Source organism: Psychrobacter sp. TB20-MNA-CIBAN-0197 (genome assembly GCF_040309765.1).
Taxonomy (GTDB): Bacteria; Pseudomonadota; Gammaproteobacteria; order Pseudomonadales; family Moraxellaceae; genus Psychrobacter; species Psychrobacter submarinus.
Genome location: NZ_JBEOPC010000576.1, coordinates 1 through 272, shown reverse-complemented (window position 1 = coordinate 272; position 272 = coordinate 1). Strand labels below are relative to the sequence as shown.

1 protein-coding gene is annotated in these 272 nt (G+C 35.7%); it reads right to left on the bottom strand.

The features are described from left to right. Positions 1-272: hypothetical protein (locus AAEY83_RS15035; RefSeq protein WP_351060158.1), on the bottom strand; the 272-nt coding region annotated here is incomplete at both ends.

Here is a 272-nt window from a genome sequence, read left to right as displayed (position 1 = left end):
CTTCATACTCTTCGATTTGACGCTCTTGTTCAGCAGAAGGCTCGTATCGTTTTTCAAACTCTTCATGCTCACTAAAAATCTTATTCTCAAACTCTTCTTTTAAAAATCTAATACTATACGGAAGTCTAGGTTCTAAACCGAGCTCTGTAATGTAATGATCCCTCATACTTTCTTCGTAAGCGTTCATATAGTCCATAGCGTCGTCAATATCTTCATAAGAACTATAAGGATATTCACCATTCAATAACCAATATTCTGATTCACCTAGAACC